We start from the raw sequence: 16,032 nt of genomic DNA on the forward strand, positions 1-16,032 counted from the left end.
GTCCCCCGGCCTGTGCCGGGCTCCGACCGCCGAGGGGCCTCTCCCGCCCCGCTCTCGTGCCCCCCACCGACCGATTCTCCCGACCAGTCCAAGGACCCCCCGTGACCAGCATTCCCGTCAGACCCGCCCAGCACGGCCTCTGGATCAACGAGCGGCTCGCGCCCCTCGGCGCCATCCACCACATGCCGTTCGCCGTGCGCTTCGAAGGCTCCCTCGACATCCCGGCGCTCGCCGCCGCCGTCGCCGACCTCACGGCCCGGCATCCGGCGCTGTCGCAGACGGTCCGCGACGAGGACGGCGTGCCCGTCCTGGTGCCCGGTCCGATACCCGAACTCGCCGTACGCCGGTGCGATCCGGAGCGGCTGGAGGCCGAGCTGGCCGGGGAGTGCGCCGCGCCGTTCGACCTTGAGGCCGGTCCCCCGGCCCGGTTCGTGCTGCTGCGCACCGGCGACCGGAGCGCGACCCTGCTGGTGGTGGCGCACCACCTCGTCTTCGACGGCACCTCCACCGACCTCCTCCTGGGCGATCTGTCCACCGCCTACGCCCACCGCACCGGCGCCGGACCGGCCCCCGAACCGCTGCCCGCGCCCGCCGCCGTCCCCGCCGACCTCGGCGAGGCGGAGCTCGCCGCCGCGACCGCCCACTGGTCGGACCGGCCGCTGCCCGCTCCGGCCGTGGCACTGCCCGGACTGGCCGAAGGGGCGGGCGACGGCTCCCAGGACGGGGTCGGGCCGGGCGCGGCCGCCGCCTTCGACCTCGACCCGGAACTCCGCGCCGAACTGGCCGTCACCGCCGAGAAGCTCGGTGTCACCTTCTTCGAACTGCTGCTGACGGCCGTCCAGACCCTGCTGCTGCGGTACGGCAACGAGCGCCCGGCGACCGCCGTCGGCCTGGGCACCCGGGGCCCGGACGACACCGGCCGGATCGGGATGTACGCCAACGAGCTGCCGGTGGTCACCGCCCCGGACCCGGCCCTCCCGTTCGGTGAGTTCGCCCGTACGGTACGGGCCGAGGTGCGGGCCTGCTCTCCGCACCGGGACGTACCCCTGGCACGGGCGGTCCGGTCGGCGCGGCCCGCGGTGACGGCCGCGCCGGTCACCGTCACCTACCGCCGCCGGATCGCGCCGGTCGACTTCGCGGGGGTGCGGAGCACCATCGACTGGGTACTGTTCCCCGGGACTGCCCGGGGCGCCTTCCGGCTTCATCTGCTGGACGGGCCCGACCGCTTCGGGGTCCTCCTGATGCACCGTACGGAGCTGCTCTCCCCCGCCGCCGCCGAACGGATCGCGGACCATCTGCGGAGGCTGCTCGCCGCGATCGTGGCGGCGCCCGGAACCCCGCTGGCCGATCTGCCGTTCCTCGACGAGTCCGAATCGGCGCCGCTGCACGGCCCCGTGCCCGCCGCCGAAGCGGCCGGGGCCACCCTGCCCGCGCTGCTGGCCGACGCCTTCGCCGTACACCGGGACCGGATCGCGCTCACCGCCGACGGCCGCGACATCACCTATGCGGAGCTGGCGGCCGCGGTCGGCGGGCTCGCCGCCCGGCTGACGGCGGCCGGGGTGGGGCCGGGCACCGTGGTGGCCGTCTGCGCCGAGCGGTCGGCCGAGGCGGTGGCCGCCGTACTCGCCGTCCAGTGGGCCGGGGGCGCCCATCTTCCGGTCGACCCGGCGTATCCGGCGGAGCGCGTGGCCTTCGTGCTCGGGGACGCCGGTGCGCCGCTCGCCCTCGCGCAGCGGCGGACGGCGGACCGGGTCGCCGGTCACGGCCGGACCCTGCTGCTGGACGATCTCTTCACCACGCCCGCGGCCGAGGTCTCCCCGGCCGCCGCCCCGTCCCCCGCCGACCTCGCCTATCTCATCTACACCTCGGGCTCCACCGGCCGCCCCAAGGGCGTCGAGGTGCCGCACGGCGCGCTGGCCCATCTGCTGCTGGCCTTCCGCGATCTGCTGGACTCGGCCCCCGGCGACGTCTGGCTCGCCGTCACCTCTCTCTCCTTCGACATCTCCGCGCTGGAGCTGCTGCTGCCGCTGATCACCGGCGGCCGGGTGGTGGTCGCGGGCGAGGAGCAGACCCGCGACGGCCGGGCGCTGACCGGACTGGCAGGGAAGCACGGCGTCACCCATCTCCAAGCCACCCCGTCGAGCTGGCGGCTGATGCTCGACGCCGGACTCACCGCGCCGGGGCTCACCGCGCTCAGCGGAGGCGAGGCCCTGCCGCTGCCCCTCGCCCGCGCGCTGCGCGAGCGGGTCGGACGGCTGTGGAACGTGTACGGGCCGACCGAGACCACGATCTGGTCCACCGCCGCGGAAGTACCCGCCGGGCCCACCGCGGTGACGGTGGGGAAGCCCATCGCCGGGACGGCCGTGCTGGTGCTGGATCCGGGCGGACACCCCGTACCGCACGGGGTCACCGGCGAACTGGCGATCGGCGGGGCGGGGCTGGCCCGCGGCTACCGCGGCCGCCCGGAGCTGACCGCCGCGCGGTTCGTCACCGACCCGGTCGCCGGTCTGCGGCTGTACCGCACGGGCGATCTGGCCCGGATCCGGCCGGACGGCAGCCTGCTCTGCCTGGGCCGGATCGACGACCAGGTCAAACTGCGCGGCCACCGCATCGAGCTGGGCGAAGTGGAGACGAGGGTCCAGGAGCATCCGTCGGTGGCGGCGGCCGCCGCCGCCGTCCGCGGCAGCGCCGACGATCCGGGCGGGCAGGTGCTCGCCGTCTACCCGGTGTGGCGGCCGGGCGTTCCCGTTCCCACCCTGTCCGAGCTGCGGGCCTTCCTCGCCCTCACGCTGCCCGATGCCATGCTGCCCGGGGCCGTGCACGCCCTGCCCTCGCTGCCGTTGACACCGAACGGGAAGACCGACCGGCGGGCCCTTCCCGAACCCGTCCGCGAAACACCCGGGGACGAGGCGCCCGGGGCCGGGGCGGACGAGCCCTGGGACGAGATCACCACCGAGGTCGCCGCCGTCTGGTGCGAGGTCCTCGGGCTGCCGTCGATCGGCCTCGACGACGATGTCTTCGACCTCGGCGCGCACTCGCTGACGATCACCCGGGTGGCCGCCCGGATCCGTGACCGCATCGGAGCCGAGGTGCCGCTCCATGTGTTCTACGAGGAGCCGACGGTCGCCGCGATCGCCGACGCCGTCACCGTCGAGCTGCTCGCCGGGGAGCAGTGATGGAGCGCGAGACCAACGCCCCGCTGACCGTGGACCGGCCGCGCCGGGTCCTCAGCCCCGAGCAGCGCGCCCTGCTCGCCCGGAAGCTGCGCGAGCGGCCCGCGGCGGCCGGGCGGCCCCCGTCCGTCGCCCCGCTGCCGGCCGGTGTGCCCGTACCGCTCTCGCCCGCCCAGGAGCGGCTCTGGTTCGTGGAGCAGCTCACGCCCGGGACCGCCGCCTATGTGCTGCCCACGGCAGGGCGGCTGACCGGCCCGCTGGAGCCGGGGGCGCTGGCCGAGGCGCTGCGGCTGGTGACCGTCCGGCATCCGGTGCTGCGCAGCGCCTACCCGGCGGACGAGGACGGTACGCCCCGGGTGGAGACCGTTCCGGCGGAGGAGTTCGCCGTGCCCTGGGAGACCCGGGACCTGAGCGGTCTGCCGCCCGGGGAGCGGGAGTCCGCCGCGCGGGCGGCGGTGGAGGCGGAGGTCGACCGGCCGTTCGCCGTGGAGGAGGGGCCGCTGGTCCGGGCCCTGCTGCTGCGGCTCGCCGACGACGACCATGTGCTGGTGGTGTGCCAGCACCATCTCACCGGCGACGGCTGGTCCGCGGGGATCCTCCTCGACGAACTCCTCTCCGGCTACCAGGCGCTGACGTCGGGTGAGCGGCCCGTGCTGCCGCCGCTGCCCGTCGGGTACGGCGACTACGCGCACTGGCAGCGGGAGCGGCAGGAGCGGCCCGGGGCGGCCGCGGGGCTGCGCTACTGGTGCGAGGCGATGACCGGGGTGGCGCCCCTGGAGCTGCCCACGGACCGGCCGCGCCCGGCCGTACCGGGTCCGCGGGGGGCGACGTACGCCTTCCGGGTCGACCCTGCGGTCCACGAGGCGGCGCGGGCCCTGTCCCGGGACCGGGGCGCGACGCTCTACATGACGCTGCTCGCCGCCTTCCAGATCGTCCTCGGGCGGTGGTCGGGGCAGCGGGACTTCGCCGTGGGCACCCCGTTCGCGGGCCGTCCGACGGAGGAGACGGAGGGGCTGATCGGTCTGTTCAGCACGGTCCTGCCGATGCGGGCCGATCTGAGCAGCAGCGGCAGCGGTACGTCGGCCGGGACCGGGACCGGGACCGGCGCCTCCCCCGGCGGCGGTGCGGATGCCCTGCCGGACTTCGCGACCGTCCTGTCCCGGGTCCGGAGTGCGGCCCTCGGGGCCCAGCAGCACCAGGACACGCCGTTCGAGAAGCTGGTGGAGGCCCTCGACCTGCCGCGGGACGTCAGCAGGCCGCCCCTCTACCAGGTGTCCTTCGCGCTCCAGAACCACCGGGCGCAGACCGTCCGGCCGCGTGACGTCCAGTGGCGGACGTTCCCCTTCGAGGGCAGCGGTGTCCATCTGGACCTGGGGCTGTACTGCACCGAGACCGACGAGGGCCTCGAAGCGTTCCTCACCTACCGTACCGATCTGTGGGACGCGGACACCGTCGCCCGGCTAGCGGGGCACTGGCAGCGGATCCTGTCCGGGGCCGCGGCCGATCCGTCCGCTCCCGCGGGCACGCTCGGCATGCTGTCGCCCGAGGAGCGCCGCCGGGTGCTGTACGAATGGAACGACAGCGGCAGCGCGGTCCCGGTCGCGGCGACCCTTGCCGATGCCGTCGCCGCGCAGGCCGCCCGTACCCCCGGGGCGACCGCGCTGGTGCACTCCGGCCGGGCGCTGGACTACGCCGCGCTCGACGGGCGCGCGAACCGGCTGGCGCAGGTGCTGCGGGCCGCCGGGTCGCGGCCCGGCGCACTGGTCGGGGTCTGTCTCGACCAGGGGCTCGACCAGGCCGTCGCGCTGCTGGCCGTGCTGAAGTCGGGGGCGGCGTACGTACCGCTGGACCCGGAGCAGCCCGCCGAACGCCTCGGGCACATGCTGACCGATGCGGCGCCCGTCGTGCTGCTGACCACCTCGGCCCACCGGGAGCTGCTGGACGGGGCGGACGCCCCCGTACTGCTTCTGGACGAACTGGCGGCGGAGCAGGCGGCGGCCCCCGCCGGTCCGCCCGAGGGGGGAGCCGGTCCGGACGATCTGGCGTACGTCATCTACACCTCCGGGTCCACGGGCCGGCCCAAGGGGGTCGCGGTGCAGCACCGTCAGGTGCTGACCTATCTGGCCGGTGTGCGGCAGCGGTTCGCGGAGGCGGGTCTCGGGGACGGGGCGCGCTACGCCCTGCTCCAGTCGCTGGCCTTCGACTTCGGTCTGACGACGCTCTATCTGTCGCTGACCACGGGCGGCGCCCTGCATCTGCTGGCGCCGCGCACCCCGGGTCCCGAGCTGGCCGGGTATCTCGCCGCCGAGCGGATCGACTGTGTGAAGCTGACGCCGTCCCATCTGGCGGCGCTCACGGCCGAGGTGGACGATCCGGGGCTGCTGCTGCCGCGCCGGCTGCTGATCCTCGGCGGGGAGGCGTCGGGCTGGGAGTGGAGCCGTGCGCTGGCCGCGACGGCGGCGCGGACCGGCTGCCGGGTGGTCAACCACTACGGCCCGACCGAGGCCACCGTGGGCGTCACGACCCTGCTGGTCGATCCGGAGCGGCCCGCCGAAGGGCCCACCACGCCGATCGGGCGGCCGATGCCGGGGGCCCGGGTGTATCTGCTGGACCCCTGCGGCGAGCCGGTGCCGCCGGGGGTGACCGGGGAGCTGTGGATCGGCGGCGACCGGCTGGCCCGCGGCTATCTCGGGCTGCCGGAGCTGACCGCCGAACGGTTCCGGCCGGACCCCTTCGCCGAAGGGACGCAGGAGGAACCCCGGATGTACCGGACCGGGGACCTCGCCCGGCACCGGCCGGACGGCACCGTCGAGTTCCTCGGCCGCGGCGACGACCAGGTCAAGATCCGCGGCTACCGGGTCGAGCTCGGTGAGGTGGAGGCCCATCTCCGGCAGCTGCCCGGAACCGCGGAGGCCGTGGCTGCGGCCCGGGGGCCCGCCGGTGAGCCGGTGCTCGTCGGCTATCTGGTGCCGGCCGAAGGCGCCGCACCGCCGCCGGTCGCGGAGCTGCGGGCGCTGCTGGCGCGGCGGCTGCCGGACTATCTGATCCCGTCGCGCTTCGTCGTACTGCCGGAGCTGCCGCGGCAGGCCCACGGCAAGGTGGACCGGCGGGCGCTGCCCGAACCGGGCGCGCCGGAAGCGGGGGAGGGCGCGGAGTACGTGGCGCCCCGCACCCCGGCGGAGGAGGCGGTGACCGCCGTCTGGGCCGAGCTGCTCGGCCTGGAACGGGTCGGTGTCCACGACGACTTCTTCGGTCTGGGCGGCCACTCCCTGCTGGCGATGCGGATGGTGGCGGCGCTGCGGCGGGCGCTCGGCGGCGAGGCGCGGATCACTCTGATGGACGTCTTCCAGGAGCGTACGCCGGCCGCTCTCGCCGCTCTGGCCGACCGGTCGGACGAGGAGCGGGGGCCGCGCAGGCTGCTGCACGAACTGACCCCCCGGCAGTCCGCGGACGCTGTCACCCTGTCGCTGGTGTGTCTGCCGTACGGCGGTGGCAGTGCCGTCGTCTACCAGCCGCTCGCGGACGCCCTGCCGCCCGGTGTCGCCCTGCACGCGGTCGCCGTCCCCGGGCACGACCTGGGCATGTCGGAGGATTCGCTGCCGCTGGAGGAGGTGGCCCGGAGGTGCGCGGACGAGGTGCTGGCCGGGGTGCCGGGGCCGGTCGCGGTGTACGGGCACTGCGGGGTGGGCGCGGCCCTCGCCGTGGAGCTGGCCCGGCTGCTGGCCGCCGCGGGGCGGGAACCGGCGGCCGTCTATCTGGGCGGGATCTTCCCGTTCGCCCGGCCCACGGAGGGGCTGCTCGGTCTGCTGTCCCGGTCCTCCTGGCTGGACCGGCGGCGCAGCGGCCGGCTGCATCTGAACTGGCTGCGTTCCATGGGCGCGGATCTGGAAGGCCTTGAACCCGAGCAGCTGGCGACGATCGTGGCGAACGTCCGCGCGGACTCGCGGGCGGCGGAGGCGTACTTCACGGAGCGGCTGGCGGCCCCGGCCGACGGACTGTCGACACCGGTGGTCTCGGTGATCGGCTCGGCCGACCCGGGGACCGAGTTCCACCGGGAGCGGTTCCGGGAGTGGGGCTTCCTGGGGACGACGACGGCCGTCGCCGTACTGGACGAGGGCGGCCACTACTTCCTCAAGCACCGGGCGGCCGAGCTGGCCGAGATCGTCACCTCCGTCCATCCCGCGGTCGCCGGTGCGGAACCGGCGCGCCTCGGCCGGCAGGACCGGCCGGAGGATGCCACCTGGTGGCTGGACGGGGTGCACCGCGAGGATGCGGATCCCGGCCCGGAGCCGGATTCGGCATCGGCGCCGACGTCCGCGACCGCGACCCGGCAGGACACGCGGCGGTTCGTCGCGGTCGCGGCATCGCAGATGGTGTCGCAGACGGGTTCGGCGCTGACCGAGTTCGCGCTGCCGCTGTGGATCTTCCTATCGACCGATTCGGTGGCCTGGTTCGGTCTCTTCGCGGTGCTGGGCATCGTGCCCGGACTGCTGGCCGCGCCGGTCCTGGGCAGTCTGGTGGACCGGATCGACCGGCGCCGGGTGATGCTGGTCTGCACGGCGGTCTCCGGTACGACGGAGGCGCTGCTCGCCCTGCTCTATGCGCTGGGCGAGTTGCGGGCCTGGCACGTCGGGGCGCTGATGGCGCTGCTGTCGGTCTCCCTGACGGGGCAGCGGCTGGCGTTCCAGTCGGCGATCCCGCAGCTCGTACCGAAGCGGTATCTGGGCCATGCCAACGGCGTCGTCCAGATCTCCGGCGGTATCGCGCAGGTCGTCGCCCCGCTGGCGGCGGTCGGCCTGCTGGCCGCGATCGGGCTCGGCTGGGTGCTGCTGCTGGACGTCGTCAGCTATGCGATCGCGGCCCTGGTCCTGAGTACCGTACGGTTCCCGCGGACGCTGGGCGCGCGGCGGCGCGAAACGCTCCGGCAGGAGATCGTGGCCGGGTTCCGGCTGGTGACCGGGCAGCGCGGGTTCCGGGCGATGCTGATCTTCTTCGCCGTCCTCAACCTCTTCCTGCCGGTGCTGTTCCAGCTGGTGTCGCCGCTCGTCCTCGGCTTCTCCGGTCTGGGTTCGGTGGCGACGGTCTCCCTGGCGGGCGGTGTCGGTGCGGTCGTCGGCGGTCTGGCGATGGGCATCTGGGGCGGTCCGCGGCACCGCAGGATGCGCGGCATGCTGCTGGTGATCCCGGTCCTGGCACTGTTCTCCGCGCTGACGGGGCTGCGGCCCGATCTGCTCGTGGCGGGTGCCGGGGTGTTCGGCATGGCGGCTTCGCTGTCGCTGCTCAACGGCATCTATCTGACGATCGTGCAGGTGAAGGTCCCGCAGCGGTTCCACGGCCGGGTGATGGCCCTGAACCAGCTGGTGGCCTGGTCGACGCTGCCGGTGGGCTTCCTGCTGATCGCCCCGCTGGGGACCGCTTTCCTGGAGCCGCTGATGGCGGCCGACGGAGCACTGGCCGGAACGGTGGGCGCGGTCCTCGGCACGGGCGACGGGCGGGGCATCGGGCTGCTGTATCTGCTGCTTGCCGCCGGGATCCTGCTCCTCGGGGCGGTGTCGCTGCGGTTCCGGGCGCTGTCGGGCTTCGACCGGGACGTCCCGGACGCCCAGGCCGACGATCTGGTGGGGCTGGCAGCGCTGACGTCGGACGGGCGGGGCCGTCCGGCGGACCGGCCGGTCGCCGCGGATGCGCTGACGAAGGCGAGCTGAGCGACGGCGGCCGCCGCCCCGTCCCCCGTGGCGGGGCGGCGGCCGTCCGGTCGGCACCGGTGGCGTCCCGGCCGGTATCCGTGCCGGGCAGCACTCCCCGGTCGTGTCAGGGCCGGTGGGGTCAGGGCCCGGTGGGGTCAGGGCCCGGTGGGGATGATCAGCTTGCGGCCCGCGCTGACGCCGCCGTCCACCAGGACCGAGGCGCCCGTCATATAGGGGAAGTCCGGGGAGGCCAGCCCGAGTACGGAGCGGGCGATCTCCTCGGGCTCCGCCATCCGCTGGAGTCCCTCCACGTTCAGCGGACCGAAGGCCGCCTTCAGACGGGCCCACTCGGCGTCGGGAATGCCCGGCGGACGGACCATGGCGGTATCGGTGGGGCCGGGCAGCAGGGCGTTGATCCTGATGCCCTTCGGCCCGTACGCCAGGGCCGCGCACTTCACCAGGCTCTCGATGGCCCGTTTGCTCGCGGCGTAGGCGGCGCCGTCGGGGCGGCCGCGTTCGGCGGCCACCGACGAGGTGCAGACGATCACGCCGCGGCCCGCCCGGAGCATGTGCGGTATCTGGTATTTGAGTGCGAGGAACACCCCTCGCACATTGGTGTCCTGGATGTCGTCCCACTCCTGGACGGTCAGCTCGTGGAGGAGTCGGCTGCCGCCGATCCCCGCGTTGTTGAAGGCGATGTCGATGCCGCCGTAGCGGGCGGCGACCCGGTCCGTGAAGTCCTGTGTCTCCTCGGCGCTGCGGACGTCGGCCCGGACGTAGAAGGCCTCTCCCCCGGCGTCGGTGATCTCGCGTTCGACCCGGCGGCCGGCGTCGGTGCGGCGGCCGCAGAATCCGACGGACGCCCCGGCGGCGGCGAAGGCGATCGCCGTCGCGCGGCCGATGCCCGAGGTGCCTCCGGTGATGAGGACCGAACTCCCGCGGAACCGCCGGTCCGGGGCGGGCTTCGGGGCCGGTCCGGCCGCATGGGCACCGGTTGCGGTGACGCCCGCGATACCGAGAGCGGCGGCCGTGCCGAGCAGGGCGCGGCGGCCTGGATGTGCGCTGCTGTGCTTCTCCATGGCGTCCACCCTCGCGGGTGCGGCGCGATCCGCGGATCCTGCCGCAGGGCCCTTCCCGCGGCCGGGAGGAGGATCCGGCCTCCTCCCGCGGCAGGAGCCGCGGAGCCCGGTCACGGCCCTATCGTGGAGCGGGTGAACCGGCCATGGACCGACCTGGTGTTCGACGACCGCCGCCGGGGTGTGCGTGCCCTGGTGTACACGGCCGCTCTGGCCACCGACTTCGTGCTGGTGCGGCAGCCGCCGGGGGGCGGTGACCGGGCGCTGGCAGCTGTCGGTCTGCTGCTCTGCCTGGCCGGGTGGCGCTGGGCCCTGACCGCGCTGGTGGCGCAGTCGGCGCTGCTGGTTACGGCACACACGCTGGGCGCGGGGGTCGTTCCTTCGCTGAAGGTGCTGGCGGCGATCACGCTGTTCGAGGTGGCGGTACGAGGGCGGGGGCGGGCACCCGCGGTGGGCTGTGGGGTGCTGGCTCTGGCCGTCGTACTGAACCGGTTCGGGGGCCTGCCGGGCGATCTGGCACCGGTGCTCTTCAAGGCGGCGGTGGTCGCCGGACTGCCGTTCTTCCTGGGGTCCTACGTCCGGATGTCCCGGGAGGCCGCGGCGCACGCACGGGAGCAGGCTGCGCGGCGGGCGCTGCGGGCGGAGCAGGAGGCCGTGGCCGCCCGGGCGGCGGAGCGCGCGGCCATCGCCCGCGAGCTGCACGATCTCGTGGCCCATCATGTGTCGTCGATGGTGCTGCGCGTGGGGGTGGCGCGGCATGTCGTCACGGACGCGGCGGCAGGCCCCGGCGGGGGTACGGTCCCGGACCCCCGGGTCACCGACGTACTCGACGATCTGCACAGCTCCGGCCGGGCGGCGCTGACCGATCTGCGGAGGCTCGTGGCCGTGCTGCGGGCCCCCGGCACGGAGCCGGGGACGGCTTCCCTGGTCTCGGACGGGGCCCTGCCCGCGGTGCTGGCGGCGGTCGCGGCACGGGCCGGACGGGCGGGGCCCACGGTGACGGCGTCGGTGGATCCCGCCGTCGCCGGGCTGGACGCGGTCCGGGCCCTGGCCGTGCTGCGGCTGGCCCAGGAGGGCCTGGCGAACGTCGCGCGGCACGCGGGTTCTTCGGCGCGGGCCGATCTGGCGGTACGGATGGACGGGGGGACCGTACGGCTGACGCTCCGGGACGACGGCGGAGCCGGACGGCCCGGGCCGCAGGCTCCCGACCCGGGCGGCGGTCATGGTCTGGTCGGCATGCGGGAGCGGGTCGCGCTGCTCGGCGGCACGCTCGACGCGGGCCCCGCGGACGGGGGCTGGCGGCTGACGGCCGTTCTGCCCGCCCCGGCGCCGGTGCCGGAGCCCCGACCGTGATCCGGGTTCTCGCCGTCGACGACCAGCAGTTGGTACGGATGGGGCTGCGGATGCTGTTCGAGCAGGCTCCCGGTATCGAGCTGGCCGGGGAGGCCGCGGACGGTGCGGAGGCGGTCCGGCTGGCCGCCCGGCTCGCCCCCGACGTGGTCCTGATGGACCTGCGGATGCCGGGTACGGACGGCATCACGGCCACCCGCCGGATCCTCGCCGACCGCCCGGCCGTCCGGGTCGTCGCGCTCACCACCTTCGACGACGACGAGCATCTGTATCCGGCGCTCGCGGCAGGGGCCTGCGGCTTCCTGGTCAAGGACACCCCGCCGGGGGAGATCCTGGACGCCGTACGCCGGGCGGCGCACGGGGAGGCCCCGTTCAGCCGGGACGCCCTGGCCCGGCTCGTCGACCGGGCGGTGACGGCCCCGGCGCCCTCCGGTCCGTCCGCGCCCCCGGAGCTTCCGGCGGTGACTCCGCGCGAGCGCGAGGTGCTCGGGCTGATCGGGGCGGGTCTCACCAACAAGGAGATCTCCGACCGGCTGCACATGGGGGTGACCACGGTGAAGACGCATGTGGCGAGCCTGATGGCGAAGACGGGGCGGGACAACCGGATCCGGCTCGCGGTTCTCGCCGTGCTCTGCGGCATCGTCCCGGACTGACCTACGGGCTCCCGCGCGGACGGGGCGCCCGCGCGGGAGGATTCCGTGCCCGGGAATGTCAGAGGCGGTGGACCGTCCGCAGCTTGGTCGCGTAGGTGCCGGTGCCGGTCAGCGTGGAAGCGCCGCCGAGATCCGCCGCGGTCGGCCCGTTGGGCGTCTTGCGACTGGAGAGGAACCTCGGTACGCCCGCGGTGTCCCGGCCCAGATGGATCCCGACGTGGTCGATGCCGTCCTCCGGGGCGCCCTCCGCGTCGAAGAAGACGAGATCGCCCACCTGGAGTGCGGTCAGCGGCGGGGGTGATGCCGAGGCGGAGTGGGCGATCCGGGTGCCCGGGGCCCGGGCCGCCTGGTTCTTCGCGGTCCGGGGCAGCAGCCCGGGGGACGTGTGGTCGCTCTCGTGGGCGAGCGGGACCCCCAGGTGGTAGCCGTAGACCATCCGGATGTAGCCGGAGCAGTCCAGGGCGCCCAGGAAGCGGGGTTCGGCCGTCTTCGTCAGGGAGCCGGCCGGAACCCGGGCGAAGGTCCAGTTCACGCCCATGTATTCGTGGAAGTCGGCGCCTTCCTCGCGCGCGCCGCCGGTGAGGGGCGGCCCATAATCGGATTCGCCGAGCACGGGGGCGCCGTGCTCCGGTGGTCCGGAGCGGTACGAGGTGACCCGGGGCGCGCCGGGCAGGAACTGGAAGCCGTAGGCGAGGGCGTCGGGTGCGGTCGACCCCAGCCAGCCGCGGATCTGCTGCTCCACCCCCGCGGTCCAGGTCCCGGTGAAGGGTTCGGGGAGCACCCGGACCCAGGAGCGGTGGACCACCGTGACCGGTACGGCCCAGGTCGCGGTGAGGATCCGGATCCGGGAGATACGCAGTTCGGCGGCGAGGGCTGTGCTGTCGGCGGCGGCGCGGACCCCGATCCGGCCCGGGGCGGGCGGCTGGTCATCGACGGTGGTCTGCCAGGCGGAGCCCTCGGTGAGGTCGGCGCGCCAGGCGCGGGCCTGGATGCGTCCTCCGGTGCGGTTGACCCGGATGCACCACGAGGAGCCCGCCGGATTGCCGGTCGCGACGGGTGCGGGGGTCACGAGTTGGGTCACGGAGGTGGCGCTGACGGCTCTCTCCAGATGGAGGGTGACCGCGCCGCCGGCGGCGAAGGAGAGCCGGGCCCGGAAGTGGTCGGTCGGGCCCGTGTAGCCGAAGGTGAGGGCGAACGAGCGGGCCGCGTCGGAGGGGTCCTGTGCGAAATGCCCGGTGATGACGGCGTCGAGGTCGGCGACCTGTTCGTCCTTGAGCGTGGCGTGGCGGCTCACGGAACTGGTCGCGGGGATGCGGACGATCCCGGCTCCGGGGGTGACCTCGTAGTCGGCCGTGGTGCCGTTGGCGGTGTCCCAGGCACCGCCGCCGGGCGACAGGCCCCAGCCGCCCGGTGCGACGGTCCGCCGGAAGGTGTCGTCGAAGGCCCGCTTGTCCTCGCGGAAGGTCCGCTCGGGGCCGGTGAGCAGCACCGTGCGGGAGCCGTGGGTGAGGACGGCGAGCGGTTCGTCCCCGAAGGCGACCTCGGTCCGGCCGGGCGTCCCGGTCACAGGGGTGACGGTGAGCGGGCCGAGGGCGGCGCGGGTGTAGACCGCGGGGTCGTGGGCGGCGACGGTGACGGAGGTACGGGAGCTGCCCACCGCCTCCTCGACGGGCACGGTGGCGGGTTGCGGGGCCGGTGCGGCGACGGCGGCCCGGGTACCGGCGCCGGTGAGCAGCGTTCCGGCGCCGACGGCGGCTATCAGCGAACGGCGGGAAGGGCCCGGTGATCTGGTCATACCCGATGATCGCCGAGAGGCGGGAACGCTGTCGCCCCCTTCCCGCGGTGATGATCCGGGGGGCCGGATCGCGGCACCCTTCCCCGCGGCCGTACGGTCCGGCGGCGGGCGGGGGCGCTGCGCCGCAGGACACCGGGGCCTCGGCCCGTGTCCGTACTTTCAGCCGGGGTTAAGCGGTCGTTTGGTCCGGGGGCCGAGCCTTCAGGGGCAGGCCGGTGGATACCCGGTCGCGGCCCGGACCGGGCCCGTGCCGCCCGCCGCCGGACCGGACGATCGGAGCTGCGATGACGCACGGCGGTATCGGTCCCCACACGCGTGAGGACTTCCGGACCCCGTATCTGGCGGTCCGCCCGGAAGCGGTGCCGGACGCGCCGCTGAGACTGTTCTGTCTGCACCACGCGGGCGGTGGTGCCTCCATTTTCCGTGACTGGCAGCGGGCGCTGGGACCGTCGGTCGCGGTCCTGCCGGTGCAGTTGCCCGGCCGGGAGCGCCGGGTGCGTGAGCCCCGGTTCACCGATATGGCCACGCTGGTAGGGGAGTTGAACGTACAGCTCGACCCGTATCTGCGGGTGCCGTACGCACTGTACGGGCACAGCATGGGCGCGCTGGTGGCCTGGCAGCTCTCGGCCGTCCGGGCCGCGGCGGGCCGGCGGCTGCCGGAGGCGCTGCTCGCGGGGGCGTGCAATCCGCCTGATGTGCCGCCGGTCTCCGCCGCCACCCGGGACATGTCGCAGCAGCGGCTGGTGCGCTGGCTGCTCGACGCGGGCGGTATCTCCGAGGAGCTGCTCCGGTACCCGGACTGGGTCGATGCCGCCGTGTCGGTGCTCCGCGACGATCTGGACCTGTGCAACAGCCACCGTCCGCCGGACGCGGACGGCCCCGGGCGACTGCCGTTCCCGATCCATGTCTTCGCGGGCGCCTCCGACTCCCTGGTCGGCGCCGGGACGATGACGGGCTGGGCCCGGCACAGCTCGGTGCCCGGCGAGCGGCACACCGTACCCGGCGGGCATCTGTTCCTGCGGGACTCGCCGGACCATCTCTTCGGGCTGCTCCGCCCCGTGCTGGCCGGCCTCGCGCCGGGGCTCGCGGACTGACACCGCGCCGTCGTTGCCCGGGCGGCCCGCAGGGACCGTACGACCACCTCCGCCGGAACAGTGACCGAGAGAGTGAGGCATTCATGGAGACCGAGACGTCCGTGGACGGCAGGAGCACCGGAAACGCCGTTCTCCGGGGCAGCCCGCACGCCTCGTGGGCGGAGGGGCAGGCGGAGGGCCAAGTGGTGACGGTCGACGATCCGGACCTGACCCTCAAACTGCTGCACGGCAATCACTACGACCACTTCGTGCCCACGGCGGAGTCGCTGGAGCGGGACGGGCGGACCCTGCGCGTGTTCCGGTGGAGCCACGAGACGTACATCGCCGAATGAGGCGGTCCCGCCGTGCCGGACGGCGGGACCTCCGGCGCGGTGCGGCCGCTCAGCCCGCGGGATCCGCGGCCGCGCCGCCCTGTTCCGTACCGAAGGCGCCGTAGCCGCCGCGGTAGCTCAGCAGCGGGCCCTCGTCGCAGGGCAGCAGCTCCGTCCGTACCACCCGGCAGAGCACTATCTCGTGGTCCCCGGCCGGGAGTTCGGCGGCGACCTCGCACTCCAGTTCCGCAAGCCCGCCCACCGGGACGGGCAGACCGCTGGGCGATTCCGTCCACTCCAGATTCCGGAACTTGTCGCGGCCCCGGCCCGCCAGTCCGGCGCTCACGGCGCGCTGCGCCTCGCTGAGGACGACGACTCCGATGCGCCCGCTGCCGCGCATCCGGGGCCAGGAGGAACTGGTGCGGGCCATGCAGAAGGAGATCAGCGGCGGGGAGGCCGAGGCCAGCACGAAGGAGTTGGCGACCATGCCGACCGGCTCGCCGGTCGCCGTATCGCGTCCGACGACGGCCACCACTCCGGTGGCGAAGTGGCCGAGGACGGTGCGGTAGTGGGCGTGGTCCGCGGCGGACGCGGTCTTCGTCGCCCGTGCGGTGCCGGGGGGCGGTTCATCGGACATGGCCACGACCTCGTTCACGGTATCGACGACTTTTCCACGGCAACTCGACGGCACTTCAACGGCTGTTCGACTGCGGCTGGGCGGCGGGCGGAAGAAGCGGCACCGGCCGCGGGCCCGGGGCTCCGGCGGCCCCTCCACAGCCACGATACGTAGGCACCCTCCGCTTTTCAATGTCCCGTTCACACGGGCCGATCCCGCTTTAGAGCGCCCTTAGCCCGGTCCAGGCCCGGTTTGTGACGCTCGGTTGGCAAGGGTG

The 16,032-nt window shown here is 74.7% G+C and carries 9 protein-coding genes; 6 read left to right on the forward strand and 3 right to left on the reverse strand.

The features are described 5' to 3' along the window. The first annotated feature begins 101 nt into the window (after positions 1-101). Positions 102-3,176 (forward strand): non-ribosomal peptide synthetase, encoded by a 3,075-nt coding sequence (locus B7R87_RS01255; RefSeq protein WP_233168731.1) that lies wholly within the window; start codon positions 102-104, stop codon positions 3,174-3,176. Then, a complete protein-coding gene (locus B7R87_RS01260) occupies positions 3,176-8,878 on the forward strand; it encodes a non-ribosomal peptide synthetase/MFS transporter (protein WP_130585412.1) in 5,703 nt (1,900 codons plus the stop codon). The genes B7R87_RS01255 and B7R87_RS01260 overlap by 1 nt, the downstream gene beginning before the upstream one ends. Before the next feature lie 137 nt (positions 8,879-9,015). Here the strand turns inward: B7R87_RS01260 and B7R87_RS01265 are convergent, their stop codons facing one another. Then, the gene (locus B7R87_RS01265) at positions 9,016-9,939 is read right to left on the reverse strand and encodes an SDR family NAD(P)-dependent oxidoreductase (RefSeq protein ID WP_006350937.1); all 924 of its coding nucleotides are present in this window, start codon (positions 9,937-9,939) and stop codon (positions 9,016-9,018) included. 132 nt (positions 9,940-10,071) lie between these two features. On the opposite strand from B7R87_RS01265, the gene B7R87_RS01270 reads away from it, so the two are divergent. Both B7R87_RS01270 and B7R87_RS01275 read left to right on the forward strand, forming a co-directional pair. Continuing rightward, positions 10,072-11,289: a sensor histidine kinase gene (locus B7R87_RS01270; protein ID WP_233168732.1), complete on the forward strand. Its 1,218-nt coding sequence runs from the start codon at positions 10,072-10,074 to the stop codon at positions 11,287-11,289. Next, positions 11,286-11,939, forward strand: coding sequence for a response regulator transcription factor (locus B7R87_RS01275; protein WP_006350934.1), 654 nt, complete (start codon positions 11,286-11,288; stop codon positions 11,937-11,939). The genes B7R87_RS01270 and B7R87_RS01275 overlap by 4 nt, the downstream gene beginning before the upstream one ends. 58 nt (positions 11,940-11,997) lie before the next feature. Here the strand turns inward: B7R87_RS01275 and B7R87_RS01280 are convergent, their stop codons facing one another. Further along, positions 11,998-13,734, reverse strand: coding sequence for an NlpC/P60 family protein (locus B7R87_RS01280; RefSeq protein WP_006350933.1), 1,737 nt, complete (start codon positions 13,732-13,734; stop codon positions 11,998-12,000). Between the two features lie 284 nt (positions 13,735-14,018). On the opposite strand from B7R87_RS01280, the gene B7R87_RS01285 reads away from it, so the two are divergent. Then, positions 14,019-14,828 carry a thioesterase II family protein gene (locus B7R87_RS01285; RefSeq protein WP_006350932.1) on the forward strand — a complete coding sequence of 270 codons (810 nt, stop codon included), beginning with the start codon at positions 14,019-14,021 and terminating at the stop codon, positions 14,826-14,828. 83 nt (positions 14,829-14,911) lie between these two features. Beyond that, positions 14,912-15,160 carry a DUF5988 family protein gene (locus tag B7R87_RS01290; RefSeq protein ID WP_006350931.1) on the forward strand — a complete coding sequence of 83 codons (249 nt, stop codon included), beginning with the start codon at positions 14,912-14,914 and terminating at the stop codon, positions 15,158-15,160. 49 nt (positions 15,161-15,209) lie between these two features. On the opposite strand, the gene B7R87_RS01295 is transcribed toward B7R87_RS01290, so the two are convergent. Continuing rightward, positions 15,210-15,776: a flavin reductase family protein gene (locus tag B7R87_RS01295; protein ID WP_045853199.1), complete on the reverse strand. Its 567-nt coding sequence runs from the start codon at positions 15,774-15,776 to the stop codon at positions 15,210-15,212. Positions 15,777-16,032 lie beyond the last annotated feature (256 nt).

The organism is Streptomyces tsukubensis, assembly GCF_003932715.1.
Classification (GTDB): Bacteria; Actinomycetota; Actinomycetes; order Streptomycetales; family Streptomycetaceae; genus Streptomyces; species Streptomyces tsukubensis.

What these genes read in the sequence shown, in the direction of transcription:
- B7R87_RS01285 (WP_006350932.1), top strand. Translation starts at nt 14,019, where the DNA reads ATGACGCACGGCGGTATCGGTCCCCACACGCGTGAGGACTTCCGGACC.
- B7R87_RS01280 (WP_006350933.1), bottom strand. Translation starts at nt 13,734, where the DNA reads ATGACCAGATCACCGGGCCCTTCCCGCCGTTCGCTGATAGCCGCCGTC.
- B7R87_RS01295 (WP_045853199.1), bottom strand. Translation starts at nt 15,776, where the DNA reads ATGTCCGATGAACCGCCCCCCGGCACCGCACGGGCGACGAAGACCGCG.
- B7R87_RS01265 (WP_006350937.1), bottom strand. Translation starts at nt 9,939, where the DNA reads ATGGAGAAGCACAGCAGCGCACATCCAGGCCGCCGCGCCCTGCTCGGC.
- B7R87_RS01290 (WP_006350931.1), top strand. Translation starts at nt 14,912, where the DNA reads ATGGAGACCGAGACGTCCGTGGACGGCAGGAGCACCGGAAACGCCGTT.
- B7R87_RS01260 (WP_130585412.1), top strand. Translation starts at nt 3,176, where the DNA reads ATGGAGCGCGAGACCAACGCCCCGCTGACCGTGGACCGGCCGCGCCGG.